General features: G+C 62.6%; 21 protein-coding genes. 14 read left to right on the top strand and 7 right to left on the bottom strand.

Features of this window, described 5'->3' with window-relative positions; translation table 11 throughout:
* Positions 1-33 precede the first annotated feature (33 nt).
* The 6 genes from QZ656_RS05565 to QZ656_RS05540 all read right to left on the bottom strand — a co-directional run bounded on the left by QZ656_RS05565 (position 34) and on the right by QZ656_RS05540 (position 3826).
* On the bottom strand, positions 34-324 hold the full coding sequence (locus tag QZ656_RS05565) for an STAS domain-containing protein (RefSeq protein ID WP_291992459.1): 291 nt from the start codon (positions 322-324) through the stop codon (positions 34-36).
* On the bottom strand, positions 321-935 hold the full coding sequence (locus tag QZ656_RS05560) for a phospholipid-binding protein MlaC (protein ID WP_291992458.1): 615 nt from the start codon (positions 933-935) through the stop codon (positions 321-323). Before QZ656_RS05560 ends, QZ656_RS05565 begins: the two co-directional genes overlap by 4 nt.
* A gap of 64 nt (positions 936-999) precedes the next feature.
* A complete protein-coding gene (locus QZ656_RS05555) occupies positions 1000-1719 on the bottom strand; it encodes a VacJ family lipoprotein (RefSeq protein WP_366522110.1) in 720 nt (239 codons plus the stop codon).
* 15 nt (positions 1720-1734) lie between these two features.
* Entirely contained in the window at positions 1735-2205 is a 471-nt protein-coding gene (gene mlaD, locus QZ656_RS05550) for an outer membrane lipid asymmetry maintenance protein MlaD (protein ID WP_291992457.1), read from the bottom strand.
* The gene (gene mlaE / locus QZ656_RS05545) at positions 2205-3023 is read right to left on the bottom strand and encodes a lipid asymmetry maintenance ABC transporter permease subunit MlaE (protein WP_291992456.1); all 819 of its coding nucleotides are present in this window, start codon (positions 3021-3023) and stop codon (positions 2205-2207) included. Before mlaE ends, mlaD begins: the two co-directional genes overlap by 1 nt.
* Positions 3020-3826 (bottom strand): ABC transporter ATP-binding protein, encoded by an 807-nt coding sequence (locus QZ656_RS05540; RefSeq protein ID WP_291992455.1) that lies wholly within the window; start codon positions 3824-3826, stop codon positions 3020-3022. Before QZ656_RS05540 ends, mlaE begins: the two co-directional genes overlap by 4 nt.
* Positions 3827-3956: 130 nt before the next feature.
* Here QZ656_RS05540 and QZ656_RS05535 point away from each other — a divergent pair, with 130 nt between their 5' ends.
* The 14 genes from QZ656_RS05535 (at position 3957) to QZ656_RS05470 (ending at position 19129) form a co-directional block, all read left to right on the top strand.
* On the top strand, positions 3957-5417 hold the full coding sequence (locus QZ656_RS05535; RefSeq protein ID WP_291992454.1) for a sigma-54 dependent transcriptional regulator: 1461 nt from the start codon (positions 3957-3959) through the stop codon (positions 5415-5417).
* Complete coding sequence (locus QZ656_RS05530; RefSeq protein ID WP_291992453.1) at positions 5417-6838, top strand: AAA family ATPase; 1422 nt, start codon at positions 5417-5419, stop codon at positions 6836-6838. The genes QZ656_RS05535 and QZ656_RS05530 overlap by 1 nt, the downstream gene beginning before the upstream one ends.
* 116 nt (positions 6839-6954) lie before the next feature.
* On the top strand, positions 6955-8784 hold the full coding sequence (locus QZ656_RS05525) for a type II and III secretion system protein (RefSeq protein WP_291992636.1): 1830 nt from the start codon (positions 6955-6957) through the stop codon (positions 8782-8784).
* Positions 8781-10007, top strand: coding sequence for a tetratricopeptide repeat protein (locus QZ656_RS05520; RefSeq protein WP_291992452.1), 1227 nt, complete (start codon positions 8781-8783; stop codon positions 10005-10007). Before QZ656_RS05525 ends, QZ656_RS05520 begins: the two co-directional genes overlap by 4 nt.
* A gap of 51 nt (positions 10008-10058) precedes the next feature.
* Positions 10059-11777 carry a type II/IV secretion system protein gene (locus QZ656_RS05515; RefSeq protein ID WP_291992451.1) on the top strand — a complete coding sequence of 573 codons (1719 nt, stop codon included), beginning with the start codon at positions 10059-10061 and terminating at the stop codon, positions 11775-11777.
* A gap of 5 nt (positions 11778-11782) precedes the next feature.
* On the top strand, positions 11783-12988 hold the full coding sequence (locus QZ656_RS05510; protein ID WP_291992450.1) for a type II secretion system F family protein: 1206 nt from the start codon (positions 11783-11785) through the stop codon (positions 12986-12988).
* Positions 12989-12992: 4 nt separating this feature from the next.
* Positions 12993-14189: a hypothetical protein gene (locus QZ656_RS05505; protein WP_291992449.1), complete on the top strand. Its 1197-nt coding sequence runs from the start codon at positions 12993-12995 to the stop codon at positions 14187-14189.
* 149 nt (positions 14190-14338) lie between these two features.
* On the top strand, positions 14339-14524 hold the full coding sequence (locus QZ656_RS05500) for a hypothetical protein (RefSeq protein WP_291992448.1): 186 nt from the start codon (positions 14339-14341) through the stop codon (positions 14522-14524).
* Positions 14521-15123, top strand: coding sequence for a hypothetical protein (locus tag QZ656_RS05495; RefSeq protein ID WP_291992447.1), 603 nt, complete (start codon positions 14521-14523; stop codon positions 15121-15123). Before QZ656_RS05500 ends, QZ656_RS05495 begins: the two co-directional genes overlap by 4 nt.
* 42 nt (positions 15124-15165) lie before the next feature.
* Positions 15166-15636 carry a hypothetical protein gene (locus QZ656_RS05490; RefSeq protein WP_291992446.1) on the top strand — a complete coding sequence of 157 codons (471 nt, stop codon included), beginning with the start codon at positions 15166-15168 and terminating at the stop codon, positions 15634-15636.
* 134 nt (positions 15637-15770) lie between these two features.
* The gene (locus QZ656_RS05485) at positions 15771-16676 is read left to right on the top strand and encodes a hypothetical protein (protein WP_291992445.1); all 906 of its coding nucleotides are present in this window, start codon (positions 15771-15773) and stop codon (positions 16674-16676) included.
* Complete coding sequence (locus QZ656_RS05480; protein WP_291992444.1) at positions 16673-16810, top strand: hypothetical protein; 138 nt, start codon at positions 16673-16675, stop codon at positions 16808-16810. The genes QZ656_RS05485 and QZ656_RS05480 overlap by 4 nt, the downstream gene beginning before the upstream one ends.
* Positions 16798-17613, top strand: coding sequence for a prepilin-type N-terminal cleavage/methylation domain-containing protein (locus QZ656_RS05475; protein ID WP_291992443.1), 816 nt, complete (start codon positions 16798-16800; stop codon positions 17611-17613). The genes QZ656_RS05480 and QZ656_RS05475 overlap by 13 nt, the downstream gene beginning before the upstream one ends.
* A 217-nt stretch (positions 17614-17830) precedes the next feature.
* Positions 17831-19129 carry an adenylate/guanylate cyclase domain-containing protein gene (locus QZ656_RS05470; protein ID WP_291992442.1) on the top strand — a complete coding sequence of 433 codons (1299 nt, stop codon included), beginning with the start codon at positions 17831-17833 and terminating at the stop codon, positions 19127-19129.
* Here QZ656_RS05470 and QZ656_RS05465 read toward each other — a convergent pair.
* Positions 19126-20844, bottom strand: a complete 1719-nt coding sequence (locus QZ656_RS05465) for a sensor histidine kinase (RefSeq protein WP_291992441.1) — start codon at positions 20842-20844, stop codon at positions 19126-19128. The genes QZ656_RS05470 and QZ656_RS05465 overlap by 4 nt on opposite strands.
* Positions 20845-20862 lie beyond the last annotated feature (18 nt).

The following is a 20862-nucleotide window of genomic DNA, read 5'->3' as shown; positions in this document are numbered from 1 at the left end:
CGGGAAGAAGCGGGAAGAAGCGGTGCCAGCCTGTCAGGCGAGCGGCAGCAGTTCGGATACGCCGTAAAGCGCGGCCAGGCTGATCATGTTCGCCGGGGGATTGCGCAGGCGCAAATCGACACCACGCTTGGTGGCGCTGCGTTGCCAGGCAAAAATGACGCTCAGCGCCGACGAATCGACTTCGTCAACGCCGCCAAGATCCAGCACCGCCTGGCCTCTGGCGGCGGCGCCCAGAACGCGGCGCCCGGCGTCGAGCAAGGCGTTCGCGTTGGCGATGAGCATCGGCGCCTTGACGCGCAGGCCGCCCTCCACCTGCTCGATCATTTCTTGCCGGCTTCGAGTTGCTTGTTGCGGTCGCTGAGCATCTGGCTCAGACCGTCTATGCCGTTGTCGCGGACTTCTCGCGAAAACGAGCTGCGGTAATTGGTCACCAGGCTGACGCCGGCGACGATGACATCGTAAATCTTCCAGCCGTCGCCCTGTTTCTCGAGCGCGTAACTGAGCTGCACGGGCTTGCTGCCGGGCTGGACGATCTCGGTCTTGACCACCACGTCAGTCTCGGCAGCGTCTATTTTGCTCGGGCGATAGGTGACGGTCTGGTCCTTGTACGAGGTCAGCGCATTCGAATAGGTGCGCACCAGCAACTTCTTGAACTCTTCGGTCAGCGTCTTTTTCTGCTCGGGTGTCGCCTTGCTCCAGTTGCGGCCGACCGCCAGCGCGGTCATCCGCTGAAAGTCGAAATACGGGAGCACCTTGGCATTTACCAGCGCGATGGCTTTCGAGGTGTCGCCGCTCTGGATGTCCTTGTCTTGGCGAACGATGGTCAGAACGTCATCGGTGACCTGCTGGATGAGCGCATCCGGCGAACGCTCAACGGCGGCGGCCGAGCCGGACAGCAACAACAAGCCAAGAACTAGAGGTAGTAGTCGTTTCATAAAGTTTTTTTCCGTGCAAGTAGGGGTTGGTGCCAGCCGCAGCGGCGGCTGGCGTGGCACAGGCCTAGTAGTTGACCGGTATGCGCGGCGGATCGCCGTCAAAAACTTCATTGCGGCGGTGCTGCAGGTAGGCGTCCCGGATGTACGTGTACTTGTCGAAAGCGGCCTCTTCGACGACCTTGTCGGTTGGCAGCAGGCTGGCCCGCAGGTCGACGTAGCGCAGCGACACCAGGCTGTTGCGCAGCGGAATATTGTCCACGCGCCAGACCGGGTCGTAGAAAGTGTCCACCATCCAGCCGAAGGTGTCGCGGGTCGTCCGCGGTCCGATCACCGGCCAGTAGAAGTACGGTCCGTCGCCGACTCCCCATTTGCCGAGCGTCTGGCCAAATTCTTCGGAGTGCTTGGTCAGCCCCATCTCACTGGCGACGTCGAAAGCGCCGCCGATACCGATGGTGCTGTTGATCAACACCCGCCCGACGTCCGACAGCGCGTCGCCGCCCTTGCCCTGCAGCAGGTTGTTGATCGCCGTCCAGGAGTCCCAGATGTTGCCGAAGAAATTGCCGACGGCGACCTTCACCGGCAGTGGCGTGACCGCGTCGTAGCCTTGCGCGATGGGCTTGATGGCCACCTTGTCGAGGCCTTCATTGACCGAAAACATCGCCCGGTTGAAATCCTCGAAGGGATCGGCCGGATCGCTCTCGGCGGTCGTCGCGCAACCACTGGCGGCGGCAATCGCGCCGAGGCATAGCCAGGATGACAGCTGTCTTGAAAGGTGTGGTTTCACTGATTTCCCTTCTTTCTATTGTTCGCTCGGGCTTTCGGACGCCTTGTTGAACATGAACTGACTGATCAGGCTTTCGAGGACTACCGCCGACTGCGTCTTGGTGATGACGTCATTGGCGGCCAACATCTTTTCGTCGCCTCCCGGGTCAAGGCCGACGTACTGCTCGCCAAGCAGGCCGGCGGTCAGGATCAGGGCGAAGGTGTCCTTGGGAAACTTGTAGCGGCCGTCAATGCTGACGCTTACGACTGCTTCGTAGGCCTGCGGGTCGAAATGGATATCGACGACGCGCCCGACAACGACCCCCGCGCTCTTCACCGGCGCCCTGACCTTGAGGCCGCCGATGTTAGCAAAATTGGCTGTCAGCTGGTACGTTTCGGCAAAGTTGCCGCTTGCCAGGTTGCCAACCTTCAACGCCAGGAACAGCACACCAGCCAGCCCCAGGGCAACAAAAATTCCGACCCACAGGTCGAGCAACTTGCGACTCATCAAGCCTCCCGGAACATGAACGAGGTTAGTACAAAGTCGAGCGCCAGGATCGCCAGTGCCGACTGGACGACGGTGCTCTTGATTGAGCTCGAGACGCCTTCCGCGGTCGGTACCGCATCGTAACCCTCGAAGACGGCAATCAGCGAAACCGCAACACCGAAGACGAAGCTCTTGATGATGCCGCTGCAGATGTCATAGCGAAAATCAACCGAGGCCTGCATCTGCGACCAGAACGCGCCTTCGTCGACGCCAATGAAGACCACCCCGATCAGGTAGCCGCCAAAGACTCCCGCGGCTGAAAATAGTGCCGCCAGCAAGGGCATCGAGATCACACCACCCCAGAAACGCGGCGCCACCACCCGGGCAATCGGGTTGACGGCCATCATGTCCATCGCTGTGAGCTGTTCGGTGGCCTTCATCAGGCCGATCTCGGCGGTGATCGAAGAGCCCGCGCGCGAAGCAAACAGCAGGGCAGCAACGACCGGGCCCAGTTCGCGCACCAGCGACAACGCTACGAGAACGCCGAGCGCCTCGGCGGAGCCGTAGCGCTGCAGTGTTTCGTAACCCTGCATGCCGAGGACCATGCCGATGAAAAGTCCGGAGACGACGATGATCAGCAGCGACTGGAAACCCGAAAAATAGAGTTCGCGAATCGTCAGGTGCAGGCGCCGGAACGACTGCCCCGAGTACAGCAGCACCATGACAAAGAAGCGTGCCGCGAAACCCAGTCGCTGCAGCGCCTCATTGACGCGGTGTCCCAGGCCGGTGATCGCCGATAGCAGCGAACTGCGCCGACCCTCGTTACTCGGATTGCTCATGCGCCTTTCCCCAGTAGGTCCCGAGCAAGCGGCTCGGCAGGGTAGTGGAAGGGAACCGGTCCGTCGGCTTGAGCGAAAACGAACTGGTGGACAAAGGGGTCTCGCGAAGCCCTGATCTCGTCGGGCGTGCCGAGAGCGACGACTTTTCCGTCGGACATGAAATAGATGTAGTCAACGATCAGCAAGGATTCCTGAATGTCGTGGGTGACCATGATCGTCGTCGCGCCGAGCGCGTCATTCAGTTTGCGGATCAGTTGCCCAATGACCCCCAGGGAGATCGGGTCGAGACCGGCGAAGGGCTCATCATACATGATCAGCATTGGGTCCAGCGAAATCGCCCGTGCCAGTGCGACGCGCCTGGCCATGCCGCCGGAGAGTTCGGCCGGCATCAGTTGGTGCGCTCCGCGCAGGCCAACGGCATTGAGCTTCATCAGCACCATGTCGCGAATCAGCTCTTCCGGCAGGCTGGTGTGCTCGCGCATCTGGTAGGCGACGTTGTCGAAAACCGAGATGTCGGTGAACAAGGCGCCGAACTGGAACAGCATGCCCATGCGTCGGCGCAGCGCGTACAGCTCATCAGCGCGCAAGCGTGGCACCGACAGGCCGTCGACCAGCACCTCACCACGGCTCGGTTTGAGCTGGCCGCCGATCAGGCGCAGTAGCGTGGTCTTGCCGCAACCCGAGCCGCCCATGATGGCCACGACCTTGCCGCGCGGAATTTCCATGCTGATGCCCTTGAGGATCGCTCGATCGTCGTAGGCAAAATCAAGATCCTTGATCTCGACAAGATTATCGGCAGACACTACAGCATCCCACGAAAAAAAGCGCCATTATACGCGACTCGCCCGCGCCCTCCTCGTGAATTGCTTGGTGCTAATATACTGGTGAAACAATAGGCAGTTACGCCATCCTGTAAGGACAGCACGCTTTTTCATGCTCGCCATGACGGAAACTTCCTCGACCAACAAGCCGCTTCTGCTGATCGTAGACGACGACGCGCTGATCTGCGACACCTTGAGTTTTTCGCTGAGCCCGCTCTTCGAAGTGCTCAGCAGTCACTCGCGCCCGCATTGCATGCAGTTGCTGCGGCAGTTGCGCCGGCCACCCGAACTGGCGCTGGTCGACCTGGGCCTACCGCCGCTACCGCATCGACCCGACGAGGGTTTCGCGCTGATTTCAGATCTGCTCAAGATCGCCCCGGAAATCCGCATCGTCGTCCTCTCCGGGCAGAGTGAGGATGGCAATGCGCGGCATGCGCGCACCCTCGGCGCGGCGGATTTTGTCGCCAAGCCTTGCGATCCGGGCGATCTGCAGCAGATCCTCAAGCATGCGCTGGCGTTTCGTTCGATCGATGAACAGCGGCACCAGAACGATGGGCGGTCGTCGTTGATCGGCGAAAGTCTGGCGATCCAGAAATTGCGGGTGCAGCTTCGTCAGTACGCCGACTTGCCTTTCGCAGTGCTGATCGAGGGTGAATCGGGCAGTGGTAAGGAGATCATCGCGTCCGGCTGCCTGCATTACGATACGCGTCGCCGTGACAAGCCATTCCTGGCGCTGAATTGTGCGGCAATCTCGCCAAATCTCGTTGAAGCGACGCTATTCGGCTACGCCAGAGGCGCGTTTACCGGCGCCGTCGCCAGCAAGGCTGGCTATTTCGAAGACGCCGCTGACGGCACCCTGTTTCTTGACGAGATCGGCGAGCTGGCGCTCGAACTGCAGGCCAAGCTGCTGCGCGTACTGGAGAATGGCGAGTACCAGCGGGTTGGCGAAACACAGCAGCGCGTCAGTCGTGCGCGCATCATTGCCGCCACCAACCGCGATTTGCGCAAGGAAGTCAGGTCGGGTAACTTCCGGGCCGATCTTTACCACCGTCTGTCGGTCTGTTCGATCGTCGCCCCGCCATTGCGTGAAATGGGCGACGACAAGTTGCTCCTGCTCGAGCACTTTCGGCAACTCTACGCCGGGCAAACACACTTGCTGCCATTCAGCCTGTCGGCTGAGGCGAAATCGCTGTGGCTGGCCTACGCTTTTCCGGGCAATGTGCGCGAGTTGCGCAACATCGTCATCCGTCTGGCCACCCGCTACGCCGAGCAGACGGTCGACGTCGGCGCGCTCGAAGGCGAGCTGGATCTGCCCGATGAGCCGCTGTTCGCCGTCGCCAGCGCGGCCACGGCGATCGACGAGGCTGGCGACGCGATCATCAGCGTGGCGACGGAGCGTCTGCGGCAGCGCGAGCCTTTCAGCCTCGATGGCCTGCTCGACGCGACCGAGCGCGGCTACATTGAGGCCGCCTTGAAGCTGGCGCATGGCAATGTCAGTCAGGCCGCGCGCCTGCTCGGAATCCACCGCACGACGCTCTACAACCGCATGGAATCGGCGGCGCGGGAGCCCTGATGTATCTTGAGCATTTCGGCCTGCGGGAAGCGCCTTTTCGCATCACGCCGCACACCGAGTTCTTTTTCGCCGGTGCCAACCGTGGGGCGACCCTCGAAGCGTTGATCTATGCGATCACCCACGACGAAGGAATCGTCAAGGTCAGCGGCGAGGTCGGTAGCGGCAAGACGATGCTCTGCCGGATGCTGCTCGAGAAGCTGCCGGACAACGTCGAGACCGTCTATCTGGCCAACCCGATGCTGTCGCGCGACGAGATTCTCTTCGCCGTCGCCGACGAACTCCGCATCCCGCTGCCGGAAGGGCGCAGTCAGCTGGTGTTACGCGCGCTGCAGACGCGCCTCCTGGAAATCTACGCGGCGGGTCGCCAGGTCGTGGCGCTGATCGACGAGGCGCACGCCATGCCACCGGAAGCGCTCGAGGAGATACGCCTGCTTTCGAACCTGGAATCGAAGCAGCACAAGCTGCTCCAGATCGTCCTTTTCGCACAGCCGGAACTCGATCAGCGCCTCCGTCAGACGGCGATGCGTCAGCTCAACGACCGCATCACGCACAGTTTCAAGCTGGCGCCGCTGCTGCGCAGCGACATCGCGGTGTATCTGATGTTTCGCTTGCGAGCCGCCGGCTACCGTGGCCCCGACCTGTTCACCAAGCGAGCGGTTCAGATGATCAGCAAGGCCTCCGAGGGGCTCAGCCGGCGGATCAATATTCTTGCCGACAAGGCGCTGCTCGTCGCCTACTCGCAGGGCGTTCACCAGATCGGTTGCCGGCAGGTGCGGGCGGCGATTCGCGACGCCGATTTCGGGCGTATCAGTCGCCCGCGTGGCGTCTGGTGGCCGTGGGCCAGCGCGGCGCTGGCGATTATCGTGTTCAGCGGTCTGGCCTACATCGCCGGTGCTCGGAACGCCGGCAGCATCCAGGTGGCGGCGCCAAGTGCCGCGGCGCCGGCCAGCGCGGCAATGACGGCGACCGAGCACGCGCCAGAGCAGCCTGCGGAGCCGCCGGCAGCGGCCGCGTCGACAGCGCCTGCCGGCGTCTCGGCGGTGGCTTTGCCGGCGACCAGCGCCGCGGCGTCGGCAGCGCTCGCTGCAGCCGCCGTGGCCCAGCCGGTGACCTTGAACGAGCGGCTGCTCGCCACCAGGAGCTGGCTGGAGACGGCGCCGGATTCGAATTACTTCATACAGTTGCTCAACGTCGACGCCAGCAGCGAGAAAGAAGTTATTGATTTCATTGCCAGGAACGCGGCGGCGCTCGATTTGCAGCACGTTCGAGTCTATCGTTCGACCTTGAGCGGGCGGGCGCGGCTGGGAGTCATTTACGGCGACTATCGCTCGCGTGCGCAAGCGAACGCCGCCTTGGCCAGGCTGGAAGAGATCAGCCCGGCGAGCAAGCCCTACGTCCGGGCCGTCAGCAAGTTGCGCTGAGCGAGGGCCCGGCAGCGGCTCGATTGGGTGGCTCGAACACAATAAAAATCATGCACTTGTCGCGAAGTTCTGACGTGGTATGATGAACTTGAACTTTAACCGGAGCGAGCTTGAGCGTGTCCCTGCGAATTCCTGGAATTCTTGGTATCGGCTTTCTTGCGCTCCTCCTTGGCGCCTGTGCGCCGGCGATGATGAGCAGCCAGCCGGCGGCCGGACATCTGCAGAGCGACAGTGTCGCCCCTACGCAGGGAAGCATTCCGCCACCGGTTCAACAAAGCGTCTCGCTGCCGCCGCCAAGAACAAGCGGCCGGACCGAAACCTATAGCGTCGTGGTCAACAGCGTCAGCGTTCACGATCTGCTGTTCGCCCTCGCCCGCGACGCCAAGCTGAACGTCGATATCCACCCCGGAATAAGCGGCGTGGTGACGCTCAACGCGATCGACCAGACGCTGCCACAGCTTCTCAGCCGCATTGCCAAGCAGGTCGACATGCGCTTCGAACTCGATGGCCCCAACCTGGCCGTGATGCCCGACACCCCCTACCTCAAGAACTACCGGGTCGACTACGTCAATATTGCTCGCGAAGTGACCGGTACGGTGTCGACCAATACGCAGATTTCGACCAGTGCGCTGGCCACCGGCGGCGGTGCCGCGGGCAGTGGCAACACCTCTCGTATTCAGATCGAGAACAAATCGACGAACCGTTTCTGGGCGTCTCTCGAGAAGAATTTGAAGGACCTGTTGCACGAAACGGACAAGATCTTTCCGGAAGGTTCGACCGAAACGGTGACCGAGCAAAGCGCCTCACAGAGCACCACCGGTACCGGCGCCGCCGCTGCTTCGGCAGGCGCTACCACCACTCGCGCCAGCCAACTGGCGCAGACGCTGGCCGGCAGCCCAAATCCGGCGACACTGCAGAACTCCGGCGCGACGGTCGTCAAGCGGATGACCTTCCGGGAAGCTGCGTCGGTGATTGCCAATCCGGAAGCCGGGGTGATCAACGTCAGGGCGACGTCGCGACAGCACGAAAAAGTCCAGGAGTTCCTCGATCGGGTGATGAGCGGCGCCCGGCGGCAGGTGTTGATCGAGGCGACGATCATCGAAGTCGCGCTGAGCGATGGTTACCAGCAAGGAATCGAGTGGAGTCGTCTGACCAGCGGCAGCGAGTACAGCGTCAGCAAACCGGCGCTGACGACCAACGTTCCCAGCGCGGTAACGCCCTACATTATCAAGTACAACAACCTGAACCCGCTGAGCTTGCTGGCGACGGTGGACCTGCTGCGCGCTTTCGGAACCGTCAAGGTCCTCTCGAGTCCGAAACTGGCGGTACTCAATAACCAGACGGCAACGCTCAAGGTTTCCGAGGACTTCGTCTATTTCAGCGTCAAGCAGGATTCCGTTCCCGGCGGGCCGAATACCAACGCGACGGTGACGACGACGACGACGCCACAATCGGTCTCGATCGGCTTCTTCATGAGCCTGACGCCGCAGATCAGCGAAAACGGCACGATTACCCTGAACGTCCGGCCGTCGATTTCGAGTATTGCCGAACTGAAGCAGGACCCCAATCCCGACCTTGCCAAGAACAACATCAAGAACCTCGTGCCGCAGATCCGGATGCGCGAGATCGAGTCGATGATGCGCGTGCAGAGTGGCGACATCGCGGTTCTCGGGGGGCTGATGGAAGATCGCCTCGACAACCGCACCGGGCGCTTGCCCGGCTTGGGCGATATTCCTTTCTTCGGCGAAGTGTTCAACACGCGCGCCAACTCGTCGTCGAAGTCCGAGCTGGTCGTTCTGATCCGCCCGACGGTGATCAAGGACGCGTCGATCGAAGGCGACTTTGCCAGCTTCAAGGAGACTCTGCCGGGCAAGGATTTCTTCAGGACCGATCAGGTGTACCGGCCGTTCTCGCTGCCCGAACAGAACGCGGGAGCGCGGCAGTGAGCCTGCTGATGGACGCGCTGCGGCGCGCTGAAGAAGCGAAGCGCCAGAACAGCGCGGGCGGTCGCCCGGCGCCTGCTGCGTCGTCGTCAGAATTGCGCCTCGATCCTCTGGAAAGTCCGTCAGCCTCGGCGCCGCCGCCGTCGCTTTCCGAGGAGCTCGCTGCCGTCGATTCCGACCTGGCTGCCGCCGAGCGGACCGCTTCGCGGCACGCGGCCAGGCTGGACGCGCAGCGCGCCGACCTTGGCCGTCGTCAGGCCGCCGAGCGCGATGCGGCGCGAAACGTCTTTGCCGTCAAGCAACTACCGCGCTCGCGGACGTCACTATGGTTGTTCCTGGGCCTGATCGGCGTCGCCGGCCTGGCTATCGGCGGCTATTTCTGGTGGCAGCTGCAGTCGATCGCTGGTGGCTCTCTGGCGGCTCCGACGACAACGCGACCGCCACCGGCGTTGCCAGCCAGCGCGACCGAGCCCGCCAGCGCGGCGCCGCTAGCCGCCGCCGCGCCCGTGCCGCCCGAGCGCGAGCCGGCCGCGGCCTCGCTGGCGCCGCCGGCACCACCGCCAGCGAGAGCGGCGGCGCGGTCGTCGCCGGCGCAACGCGCGGCCAGCGCTCCGCGCAGCGGGCAGGGGGAGGTTTTTCAACGCAGCAACGGTCGGCAGCAGCAGGCCCAGACGCTCAACCGCGCCTACCAGGCGTGGCAGGCGGACCGGCTGGACGATGCTCTGCGGGGCTACGAACAGGTTCTGCGCGGCGATCCGAGGAACGCCGACGCGCTGTTGGGAGTGGCGGCAATTGCCGCTCGCCAGGGGCAACTCGAACGTGCCCAGGCCTTCTATCTGCGGGTACTCGAATCCGACCCGACCGATGTCACCGCGCAGGCGGCGCTGAGCGACCTGCGCAGCGGCGGTGACGCGGGGCAGTCCGAAAGCCGGCTGAAGACCTTGCTCGCCAGCCAGCCACAATCGCCGGCGCTTTATTTCGCGCTGGGCAACCAGTACGCCCGGCAGCAACGCTGGAACGACGCCCAGCAAGCCTATTTCCAGGCCTACGCGCTCGAGCCAGGCAACGCCGATTACGTTTTTAACGTCGCGGTCAGCCTTGACCACCTGCGCCAGACAAAGCTGGCGGCGCAGTACTACAGGATGGCCTTGAGCGCTGCGACAACGTGGCCCAGTGCCTTCGACCAGCATGCGGCAGAGAAGCGCCTCTTTGAACTGCAACCGTGATTCGTGCCGCGCTCGGCGAGCGCTGTCGCTGAGCTTCAAGTCGAGGCGATCATGAATGCTCCGGTGACGCAGACGCAGACGCATTCGCGGCCGCTGGGTCAGATCCTGATCAGCAAGGGCATCCTCAGCGAAGATCAGCTGCGCATCGCGCTGCTCGAGCAGATGAAGGCCAATCGGCCGATCGGCAAGCTGCTGGTGCTGCTCGGTTTCGTCTCCGAGGCGACCTTGCGTGATGCCCTCTCGGAGAGTCTGGGCAAGCAGAGCGTCGATTTGTCGAAAGCGATCATCGACCCCGCGTCGCTGAAATACGTCCCGCGCGATCTTGCCAAGCGGCACCACCTGCTGCCGCTGGACTACGATGCCGAAAACCACCGTCTGACGGTGGCCATCGCCGACATCAACGACATCGTTGCGCTCGACCGAATCCGCGGTCTCTCTGGTGACGAGATCGAGATCGATACTTTGCTCGCCGGCGAGACCGAGATCGATCGGGCGATCGACCAGTACTACGGTCACGAACTGTCGATCGACGGCATCCTGCACGAAATCGAGACCGGCGAGATCGACTTTCGTGGCCTGCAGTCGTCTGCCGACGAATACAGTCAGCCGGTGGTGCGCCTGATCGATTCGGTGCTGACCGACGCCGTCAAGCGCGACGCGTCCGATATCCACTTCGAGCCCGAAGCGAGTTTTTTGCGAATCCGTTATCGTATCGACGGCATGTTGCGGCAGATCCGTTCGCTGCATAAAACCTACTGGCCGGCGATGGCGGTGCGCATCAAGGTGCTCTCGGGAATGAACATCGCCGAGACGCGCGCTCCCCAGGACGGTCGCATTTCGCTCAATATGCGTGGTCGGCAGATCGATTTTCGCGTTTCGGCGCAACCGACGATTCACGGCGAGAATATCGTTCTGCGAATTCTCGATCGGCAAAAGGGGATCGTGCCGCTGGAAGGTCTCGGGCTTGCCGAAAAGCAGCTTGACCAGCTCAAGTTGATGATCGCCCGTCCGGAGGGAATTGTCTTCGTGACCGGTCCGACCGGTAGCGGCAAGACGACCACCCTGTACTCGGTGCTCAACCACATCAACTCCGAGAGCGTGAACATCATGACCCTCGAGGACCCGGTCGAGTACCCGATGACGCTGGTCAGGCAGACCTCGGCCGCCGAATCGGTGAAGCTCGATTTCGCCAACGGCATCCGTTCGATGATGCGTCAGGATCCGGACATCATTCTGGTCGGCGAAGTGCGCGACGCCGAAACTGCCGAGATGGCGCTGCGTGCGGCAATGACCGGTCACCAGGTGTATTCGACGCTGCATACCAATTCGGCAATTGGCGCCATTCCGCGCCTGCTCGACATCGGTGTGTTGCCCGACATCATGGCCGGCAACATCATCGGCATCATCGCGCAGCGACTGGTGCGACGCTTGTGCCTGCACTGCAAGATTCCCTACCAGGCCGAAGCGCACGAGGCGCGCCTGCTGGGCAACATGATCGAAGGGCCACGGCCGGTCATCTACCGCCCGGGCGGCTGCGAGCGCTGCGAATTCCAGGGCTATCGCGGGCGTTTGGCGATCATGGAACTGCTGCGGATCAACGGCGACATGGACGAACTGATCGCCAGGCGCAGCACCGTTCGTGAAATGCGGACGTTGGCCAGCCGGCAGGGCTTTGCCACCCTCGCTGACGACGGCTTGCGGCGCGTTCTCGACGGCTCCACCGCGCTCGAGGAAGTCGGCCGGGTGGTGGATCTGACCGACCGGATGTAGGACCAGTGCCGCTCTACACCTACAAGGCGGTCAATCCCGAGGGCAGAATGGCTCTCGGCAAGATCGACGCGCTCAATCTGGTGGACCTCGAGATGCGCCTGCGGCGGATGGAACTCGACCTGGTCAGCGGCGAACCGGTCAGCAACCGCAGCGGCCTGTTTGCCAGCGGCGGTGTGCCGCGGCGCGAAATGATTCATTTTTGCTTCCATCTGCAGCAACTGGTGCGCGCCGGCGTACCCGTCATCGAAGGTCTGAGCGACCTGCGCGATAGTCTCGAGCACCCCCGTTTTCGCGAAGTGGTCGCCAGCCTGGTCGAATCGATCGAGGGTGGCCAGACGCTCTCGCAGGCGATGGCCGGCCACCGCCGCGTCTTCGACACCGTCTTCGTCAGCCTGATTCGCGCCGGTGAAGTGACCGGCCGCCTGCCCGAAGTTCTGCAGAGCCTGAACGAATCGCTGAAGTGGGAAGACGAACTCGCTTCGCAAACCAAAAAGATGCTCGCCTATCCGGCGTTCGTCGCTGCGGTCGTCCTCGGCGCAACGTTCTTCCTGATGATTTACATGGTTCCGCAGCTCAAGATGTTCGTCAAGAACATGGGGCAGGTGCTGCCGACGCAGACGCTGGTCCTGTTCTTCATTTCCGACCTGATGGTCGCCTACTGGTACTTGTTTCTGTTGCTGCCACTGCTGCTTGCCGTCGCTTTGAAGTTGCTGCTGAACAGCAATCCATTGGCGCGCTTCCGCTTCGACGCGATCAAGCTGCGCTTGCCGATTCTCGGCAGCATCCTGCGCAAGATCGTCCTGTCGCGCTTTGCCAACACCTTTGCCCTGCTGTACGCGTCGGGAATCCCGATCCTCGAATCGATCCGCACCACGCAGGACGTCGTCGGCAATCTGGTGATTCGCCGTGGTCTTGAGCGCGTCGAGCAGCTGATCGGCGAAGGGCAGAACGTTACCGCTGCTTTTCATAGCACCGGCTTCTTCCCGCCGCTGGTGATTCGCATGCTGCGAGTTGGCGAAAACACCGGCGCGCTCGATGACGCACTGATCAATGTCAGTTACTTCTACAATCGTGACGTCAAGGAATCGGTCGAGAAAATGCAGCAGCTGATCGAGCCGATGCTCACTGTGGTGATGGGCGGCCTGCTCGGCTGGATCATGCTGTCGGTTCTCGGGCCGGTCTACGACGTGATCAGCAAGATCAAGGCCTAGAGACATGCACGCTCGCCGCCTCCTGTACCTCAACGGCCATCAGCTGTCTGCTTACCACTGGCAAGCCGGCGTGCTGATCGCCGAGGGCTCGTTCGACGCCGGCAACGTCGGATCGCTGCCCTTCGCCGGCTATCTCGCGCAACACTCGAAAAGCATCTTCTCGATCCTCGCCAACGTTTCGGAAGAAGGCTTTCATATCGAAACGATACCCTTCCTGCGCGGCGGCGATCGAAGGGCGATCATCGCTCGCAAACTCGGGCAGCTCTTTTTCAACGTCAGCCTGAGCGCATCGCTGTCGCTGGGGCACCAGAAATCCCGGCGCAAGGACGAGCGCATCCTGCTCGCGGCGTTCACCAACCACGAGCTTTTCGCTCCCTGGCTGGCGGCCATGGCCAACGCCGAAGTAGCCCTGGCGGGAATTTACTCGTTGCCCTTGCTCGGACCCTTGCTGCTCAAGAAGCTCGGCGTCGCCCGTGATCCCTGTTTGTTGCTGAGCATTCAGGATCAGAGCATTCGTCAGAGCTACCTGGAAAATGGCGAACTGCATTTCAGCCGCCTGACACCGCTCACCAACAGCAGTATCGGCGGTATCGCGCAGACCTTCGCCAGCGAGGCCGCCAAGCTGCAACAGTATCTGGTCAGCCAGCGCCTGATCGGCCGCCAGCAGCCACTGGTCGCCTATTTGCTGGCGCACGCCAACACTCGCAAGGCCATCGAAAGCAGTTGCATCGACCGCGATACCCTGGTCTTCGCCATTCTCGATATCGAGGAAAGCGCGCGCCTTTGTGGCCTCAAGGCACTTCCGGAAAATACCCACTGCGAGCCCTTGTTCCTGAATCTGCTGGCTACCGATCCGCCACGTTCGCAGTTTGCCGACGATGAGCTACGCCACAACTACCATTTATGGCTGCTACGTGGGCGCGGGGTGTGGGAAATTCTCCCTTACAGTATTCTTAAAGTTCCTGCGGGTTTCCCTGTTCGTGTTTTTGTCTACGGTTGCAACGTTTTAGGTGCGGGTCATCTTGGGGTGGGGAAGAGAGAGATGTTGTTGATCAGTGTACTTGTTTCTCGGGGAACTTCTTTCTTGTCGGTTTTGTCGGTACCTGCGGGGGACCTCACAGCGGCTCAAGCGGGGAGGTCCGAAGTTCGCAAGCAGAAACGGCGCGGAGCGGGGCTGGCCATCGGCGCTATGGAGCCTTAGGCAGGCGTCAACCTTGCCGGCCGAGGCCGTGGGGCCGACCAGACGAGTCCCGTTGCGTCAGGTCAGCGCCGCTACCGCGAGCTGGAGCCGAACAGCACTTGTGCCCGGACCGCGTTGTACCGTGAAATCGCCGCGCCTCTCGAGGACCTGTGCCGGCATTCGAGCTCGACGCCATCGACTGGCAGGTGAGCGACAACTCGAAATTGCAGGTTGAGGTGCAGCAGCAGCCGTTTGACGTCGAGTCGGGCAAGTCGCTCAAGGGTGGTTCTGGCGCTGCCGAGGAACAGTTGCCGCGGGCTTTCGAAGTGCAGATCCGGCGCAATATCGAGTCATGAAATTCGCTCGCACCGACCTTCGCAAGCTGCAGCCAAGCATTGTCCTGGCGGTGCTGATGGTCGCCGTCGGGGTCGTTGCGCTGTATCTCACGGAACAGGCCAAGGACAGCGTGCAAGGCGCCCGCTTGGTCGTCAGAACGCAACTTCAGGAGGCCGATGGCAAGCTCAAGCAGGTCCGCCAGGAGGAGAGCGAGGTCAAGCAGAAGTCGATTGTCTTCAACAAGCTGCAGGAGCGTGGCATCATTGGCGATGAGCAACGTCTGGACTGGGTCGAACTGCTGAAGGAACTTCGTGATAAGCACCGCCTGATCGATCTTCAGTACGAGATTTCGCCGCAGCGCCAGCTCGACGGCAAGCCAGGTGACCACTTCGCCTTCTTCGCCAGCGCCATGAAAGTACAACTGAAGCTGCTGCATGAGGAAGATCTCTCGCGGCTGATCAGCGACTTGCGTAGCCAGGCGAGGGCCCTGGTCCGGGTCAGGAGTTGCCAGGTCGCGCGCCTGCCGGCGACCAGTGAGGATCGCAGCAGTGGTCGAGCAAATTTGTCCGCCAATTGCGAAATCGACTGGCTGACTTTGCACGATATGCGTCGGAAATAGAGAGCACGACAGCCAGACCGCACGATAGAGGTAGAACAACCGATGTCCCGGATTTCTCCGCACGCCAGTATGCTCCTCGCGGTAGTGCTGCGCAGCAGCCTGCCGTTGCTGGCGGCGTGTCCGATCGCCGCCGTGGCCGACGACGGCCTCGGCAGACTGTTTTTCGCTCCCGAGCGCCGGCAGCAACTCGACCGCCAGCGCGAGCTGAATATCGTCGACCAGCAACAGCTCCCGGCCGATCCGACGCTGACCATCAACGGCATTGTCACGCGTAGCAGTGGCCGCCGCACGGCGTGGGTCAATGGCAGCCCGCTGAACGACAATGAACAGTCGAGCGGTCTGACGGTCATTCCGCGACCAGGTGACCCAGGCCAGGTACTGATCGAATCCAGCGATTCTCCGGCGGCCAGAGCGCGCGTCGGACAGACCGTCAACCGCAACACCGGCGAAGCGACCGACCTGCTCAATGGCGGCGAGCTACGCGTGCCGTCGCGGTCGGCAGGGGCGAAATAGGCATGCGCCCGCCGCCGCTTCCCGCAAATCAGCCGTCACCGTGTCCGTGCCCGTGCCCGTGCCGCACGCGGCACGCCTGCTGCCGGCGCGGCGCTGCTGCTGGCCGCAAGGGACAGCAGAAAGGCGTCGCGCTGATGGCCATGCTGGTGCTCCTGGTGCTCTGGGGTCTTTATTTGTTCGTCGGCCAGCTGAGTGGAACGCAAATGCGGCTGGCGAACGAGCAGCGCGCGGCGGCGCTCGCCGACGTTCGGGACGCGCTGGTGGGCCGAGCCGCCAGCGATGGCAACCGGCCCGGCAGCCTGCCCTGCCCGGCACTGGACGAAGATGGTGTGTCGCCACTCCTCGTAGGCAATAACTGCCCCACGTACATCGGTCGTTTGCCCTGGTCGACCTTGAAAGTCGGCGACTTGCGCGATAGCGCGGGGGTACTCCTTTGGTACGCGCTGGCGCCCGCGCTGCGCGACGACAATTCGGCCGAGCCGATCAACGCCGAGACGGCCGTGGAACTGACGCTCAACGGCACACCTGACGTGGCGGCGATCATCTTCTCGCCTGGTGAGCCTCTGCCGACTCAGACCGGTCGGCCGGGCAACGCCGTAAGCGATTTCCTTGATGGCAGCAATAACGACGGTGATAACGCCTACGTTTCCGGGCCGCCGACGTTGATCTTCAACGACCGGGCGTTGGCGGTCACCCGAGGCGACGTGTTCCGCACCGTGAATCAGCGGGTGCTGAGCGAAATAAGTGGTCCGGAGGCGACTCCGCCGACATGGGGCTTGCGTAAGTATTTTGCCGACAACGGCACGTTTCCATGGGCCGACACTGACGGCGACGGCCACGCCGACATCAACCAGGCCACCGGCGGTCTGCCCTACAATGACCTGCTCCTGGTCGACCCGTCGCAGTCGGGCCCGACACCGCCGCCGCTCGGCTGGCTCAATGCCAATGGCTGGTTGCCCCTCGTTGTCTATCGGCGATTGAGCGCAAGCTCGGCCAGGATCACGATCGGCAACAGCACCAGGGACATCGTCCTCCCATGATCACCGCACTTCTGAACGCGTATATTGCTGCGACGTGGTTCGCCGTCCCGATCGCCAGCGTCGTCGCCTTCAGCGGTGCCCTGGCTTTCGACCCCGACGCGCCAACCAGGGACCTGCTCCGATGCCTGCCGTGAGCCGCGAGGCGTGCCGGCCACCGCTCGCCGGCGGATTTACCCTAACCGAACTGGCGGTGGTGCTGGTCATCGTCGCGCTGCTGGTCGGCAGCCTGCTGGTCCCACTGACCGCCCAGATCGATATTCGCAACCGGGCTGATACCCGGGCGGCGATGGCGGAAATACGCGAAGCGCTGCTCGGTTTCGTCGCGGCCAACGGCCGCCTGCCGTGCCCAGCTGCGGCGACGCTGGTGAGTGATGCGGGCAATGCCGGCAGCGAGCTTGCTCCTCTGGTGAATGGTCGCTGCACCGACCTCAATGGCGCTGCCACCGAGGTCGGCGTCTTGCCGTGGGTGACGCTGGGCGTCAAGGAGACCGACGCCTGGGGGCGTCGCTATAGCTATCGGGTGACGCAGCAATTCGCCTCGAGTGTGGCGCCGGCGACGCCACCAGCATTCGGCTGGCCGGCGCCGTGTACGGCCGCCAATCCGCTGAATACGGCCTTCGTTCTCTGTTCCACAGGTACCCTCAACGTGCGCGCGGTCGCCGGCGCTCCCGTGGGAGGGGTGATCGCCGCGCAGCTGCCGGTGGTGATTGTTTCCCACGGCAAGAACGGCAACGGCGCGTTCACTCCGCAAGGGGCGCAGCTACCCGCCGGCGCCGACGCCGACGAGCAGGACAACCAGTTGACGAACGGCGGAATGAATATGGCCAATGTCGACTTCGTCAGCAGGACGCCGACCGCCACCTTCGACGACGAGGTCGTCTGGATTTCGCGTCTGCTCATCTTCAACCGTCTGATCACGATCGGCAAGCTGCCCTGACGCCGATGACGCGTCAAGAGGCTTTTGAGCATGCGCGTGCTGACCCTTGTCCCGGCTCGCCCGATCGTACTGCACCGGCCCACTGTCTTGCTGGCCGGTGCGTGAGCGGCGAGCGTGTCGGATCGAGTCGGCCGGCGCCGCTGCGCGTACATTGACCGTCAGGACGCTTTGGGGTCCAATAGCCTATGCCTTCGTTCTACATTCAGCGAGCCTTCCGATGACCGCCGGCCGGACCCTCCGCGACAGACTGCGCAACGCCGGCATTTTGCCGAGCGACGGCGAGGAACGGCGCTTGCAGAAGTCGCTGCTGTTCTTTGCCACCGGCCTGATCAGCCTGGCGTCGATGGTCTGGCTGTCGATCTACTGGCAACTCGGGCCGCGCTTTTCGTCCAACCTTCCCTTTGCGCTGCAGTTGTTGCTGATCGGCAATCTGCTGGTCTACCTGAAGACGCTCAATTTCAACGCTTTCCGCCTGATTCAGTTGTCGTTGTTCTTGTTTACGCCGTTCATTGCGCAGTGGAGTATTGGCAGCTTCATCACCGCCAGCGGCATCAGCCTGTGGGCGCTGCTGGCACCGATCGGTGCCGTGCTGTTCATCGGCACGCGCGAGTCGGGCGCATGGTTTTTCGCGTACGTTTTTTTGACCGCGCTGTCCGGGGCTTTCGATTTTTACCTGGCAGATTCGCCGAGCAGCCTGCCGCAGACGGTGCCGGCGGCCACTACGGCGTTCTTCTTCGCGCTCAATTTCACCGGCGTATCGGCGATCGTTTACCTGCTGCTTCGCTACTCCGACAGCGAAAAGCACCGGGCCCAGCAACGCCTGCAGGAAGCGCACCAGCTGCTGCAAGTCGAACAGGAACGCTCCGAGCGGCTGCTGCTCAACATCCTGCCGGCGCCGATCGCCGAACGCCTGAAGAACAGCAAGGAGCCGATCGCCGACGGCTTCGCCGAGGTCTCGGTGATGTTTGCCGACATCGTCAATTTCACTCGCATTGCCGAAGGGCTGACGCCGCAGCAGGTGTTCGCCATGTTGAACAAGATTTTCTCGTGCTTCGACGGCCTTGCCGAACAGTATGGTCTCGAGAAAATAAAAACCATTGGCGACGCCTACATGGTGGCCGGTGGCTTGAACGATCAGCGCAGCGATTTTTCTGGGGCGCTGGCTGACATGGCGCTGGAGATGTGTCGCCTGCTGCGGCACGATTTCGACGTCAATGATAGGCACCTCGAACTGCGTATCGGCATCGGCACGGGTCCGGTGGTCGCCGGCGTCGTCGGCAAGAAGAAATTCATTTACGACCTGTGGGGCGATACGGTCAACATCGCCAGCCGGGTCACCAGCGAAGGAATCCCGGGGATCGTTCAGGTCGATGAGCGGACCTACCAGCGATTGCGCGACCGCTTCGATTTTCATCCGGGGAAGGTGATTCATCTGAAGGGCAAGGGCAACATGCAGGTTCACCCACTGATCGGCCGCCGGTCGGTCGCCGTTGTTGGCGGTGGCGCGAAGGTCTAACGGTCTGCTGCGCCCTTGTCCGGCCGGCATCGGCGCAACTCGAAGCACACCTGACCCGGCTGATTGGCGGCCAGGTGCAGTTCGTAGCCAGCGCTTTCGGCCTGTCGTGCCGCATGATAGAGGCCAATTCCCAGGCCGTTCTCGGACGCCACCGGTGCCCGTAGCAGGTCGGCGATCACTTCCGCTCTGACCGCGCTGCCGGAATCACAGACGCGCAGAGCGGACGCGTCGGTGGCCAGCGTGACGCTGACCTGCAGCGCGCTTTCCGTTTGGCGTTTGAGCAAGGCGTTCTGCAGGAGATTGTCGGCGACGCTGTCAAAAAGCGTCGTCGGCAAGAGAACGTTGGGGTCGAGGTCGCTGGCGATGAAGTCGACCGCCAGACCGGCATAGCGTTGCTGCTGGATCCGCCACCACATTTCGGCCGGCAGAACGCCGCCGGCCTCGCTTTGTGGCTTCTGCAGCTTGCCCAGAGTCTGTTGCAGGCGCTGGGTGATCTGTGGCAATTGCCGCTGCAGCAGTTCGAGTTGATGGCCTTGGTGGCCGTTGCTGGTCTGCGCCAGATAGCACAGATTGTTCAGCGCTTGCAGCAGGTTCTTGACGTCGTGCGTCAGGCGCGCGCCGGTCTCGTGAATCGCGCGCAGGTAGCTAACCTGCTGCAGTTCGCGCGCCCGTAGCTTGGCGACGTAGTGTTCGTTGGCCAGTTGCGCCAGTAGATGGAAGTGCCAGACCAGCGCCGGGCTGAGCTTGTGGCGGGTGTGCAGCGTCAGCTGCAGCGGTTGTCCGGCAAAGTCATGGGCAAAGCGCGAGGCGCCGCCAAAACTGCCGCTGCGTGGCCCTGCCAGCCAGTTGCCGCCGTCCACCCACGGCAGCTCGAGCATTTCGGCGAGCGCTTGCGACAGGAATTTTTCCGGGTCACTCTGGCTACTCGCCAGCGTCGTCAGGCGATGCAGCCAGTTCTCGAAGGGCAAGCCGATGGTCAGCAAATAGCGCGAGAAGAAAACATCGATACCGGTGAAGCCGGGACGGGTGTTCCACGTCCAGCCGATCAGCAAGAGCAGCAGGGCGATCGAGATCAGCGTGTTGAGCAGGGCTTCGAGATAGGCCGATTGGCGCAGCAGCATGAACGCCAGAGTGCCGAGCACGAGGACGGCAATGAGCAGGAAGATGAACAGGCTGTAGAACAGATCGACCATGGCCGCACCCGGGCGATCGCTGTCGGGAGAGAGCGGCAGCACGGTCATCAGCAGCAGGAAGAGCGGCATTCCCCAGGCGAACTCGGGATCGAGCGAAGGGCCGACCAGCGCCGCATTGGCCAGCACCCTCGGCACCAGCCAGAAGAGCAGCGCCGCCAGCAGGTAGGCAAAGGCGATCAGGTAGAAAGTGCGCGTCGGCCGATGGTCGGTGAACATCACGCGGCCGCCGACCAGCGCTGCCAGGATGGTCACCCAGACGATCAGCAGCCACCAGCCGTAAAAGGTGATGCCAGCGCCGAGCACCAGCGCAATCACCAACAGGCCGCTGAAGTCGACTCGGCGCTCGGCGTAGATGAAGGGCTGCCAGAGAATGAACAGGCCGACATGGACCAGCCAGCAGAGCATGCTGAATAGCCGGTCGGTGTCGGCCAGCAGCGCCAGGTGCAAGACGCCGAGCAAAGCAATCAGCAACCAGCGCTGACGCTGGCGCAAGCGGCCGGCCAGACGCTGCAGCGGTGTCACCTGGCGCTTCCGGTGGCG

Origin of the sequence: Candidatus Accumulibacter sp. ACC003, assembly GCF_907163085.1 — a bacterium.
Classification (GTDB): domain Bacteria; phylum Pseudomonadota; class Gammaproteobacteria; order Burkholderiales; family Rhodocyclaceae; genus Accumulibacter.
The sequence above is the reverse complement of the archived record's forward strand: the minus strand, read 5'-3'. Positions and strand labels throughout refer to the sequence as shown.